Origin of the sequence: Streptomyces sp. 5-10, assembly GCF_014712245.1 — a bacterium.
Classification (GTDB): domain Bacteria; phylum Actinomycetota; class Actinomycetes; order Streptomycetales; family Streptomycetaceae; genus Streptomyces; species Streptomyces violaceusniger.
In genome coordinates, this window is record NZ_JACVYG010000187.1 from 1 (window position 1) to 1,550 (window position 1,550).

The 1,550-nt window shown below is 77.9% G+C and carries 2 pseudogenes; both read left to right on the plus strand.

The features are described 5' to 3' along the window. Positions 1-1,471: pseudogene (locus IEJ02_RS47715) on the plus strand (histidine kinase); the annotation flags it as partial. A gap of 9 nt (positions 1,472-1,480) precedes the next feature. After that, positions 1,481-1,550, plus strand: a pseudogene (locus IEJ02_RS47720) (roadblock/LC7 domain-containing protein); the annotation flags it as partial.

The following is a 1,550-nucleotide window of genomic DNA, read 5'->3' on the forward strand; positions in this document are numbered from 1 at the left end:
GACCCGGCCGGTCGGCGCGGGTGCGGGCCCCTCGGGCGGCGCCCCGGCCGGCGGCACCAACTTCTTCGAGGGCGGACGGCCTCCCGGCCCCCGGACCAACCCCTCGGGCCCCGGCGGTCAGCAGGGCGGCCCCGGCGCCCCCTCCGGCCGTCCCCCGCTTCCGACCCGCGGCGAGAACCCGACCGTCGCCCCGCCGACCGGCGCACCGGCCCGGGCCGACGGGGGCGACCAGGGCGGCCGCCCGCAGCTGCCGACCCGGGACCCCGCGCCCGAGCTTCCGGCCCCCACGCAGCCCGGCACCAGCTGGGGCGCGCGCCGCGCGTCCGGCGAGGACGACTGGCCGGGCACTCCACGCGACGCCGGGGACACCCCGCGCGGGCACGAGGAGTACGAGTCCACCGGCCAGTTCGCCCGCCCGGAGCTCGGCGGCCCGGCGGAGCGGCGCGATCCGTTCGGCAACCGCGGCCCCGGCGACACCGGCGAGCTGCCGCAGCTGACCGACGGCCCCAGCATGTTCGAGCCGCGCCGCGCGCCCAGCGGGCCGCAGGCCGGGCGGGGGCTGTCCGACACCGGCCAGTTCAGCCGCCCCGACTACGGCCGCGGCCCGGGCGACACCGGCGAGTTCGCCCGTCCGGAGCTCGGCCAGGGCCCGGGCGACACCGGTGAGTACGCCCAGCCCCGGTTCGAGGACGCCGCCCCGCGCGGCGGCCGCGGCCCGGGCGACACGGGCGAGTTCCCCCGCCCGAACGTGGGCGGTCCCGGCGACACCGGCGAGTTCCCCCGCCCGGACATGAGCGGCACCGGCGAGTACGCGCTGCCCCAGGACTCCCAGGACGAGCCCGGCCGGCGCACGAACGACCCGCTGCCGCCCGCCGCCGGTCCCGGCGACGGCCGTACCCCGATCTTCGACACCATCGAGTCGACCTGGCACCACAACCAGGTCGTGGACCCGGGCAACGCGGGCCCGCAGGACGGGGGCCGGTCGTACCCGTCCACGCCCACCGCGCCCGAGCCCACCCCCGGCCGGCCCGCCTCGGCCGTACCGCCCCCCTCGCCCCGCGAGCCGCAGCCGGCGTCCCAGGGCACGGGGGACTTCGCCGGATCGGGCGCCGCGGCGGGCCCGGGCGGAGCCGGACTCAATGGCCGGAGCACGGGTTCCCACTGGCGTACGTCGCCCCACAACGACGAGCGCTGGCGCCGCGCCGAGCAGATCCGCGAACCCGCGGCCGGCGGTATCACGTCGTCCGGGTTGCCACGGCGGGTGCCGCGCGCAAACCTCGTGGAGGGCGCCGCACACCAGCAGCCGCAGCAGCCCGAAAGGACTGGGCCGCAGGTGTCTCGCGCGCCCGATGATGTACGCGGAAGGCTGACCAACCTCCGCCGTGGGATCCAGCAGGGTCGCCGGGCCGGTACCGGACTCGGCGACAACCATGATCGCGGCATTGGCCCGACTTACCAGCAGGAGCGTTAGTTGAGCCCGATGAGCCAGGCGGCGCAGAATCTGAACTGGTTGATCACGAACTTCGTGGACAACACCCCCGGGGTGTCCC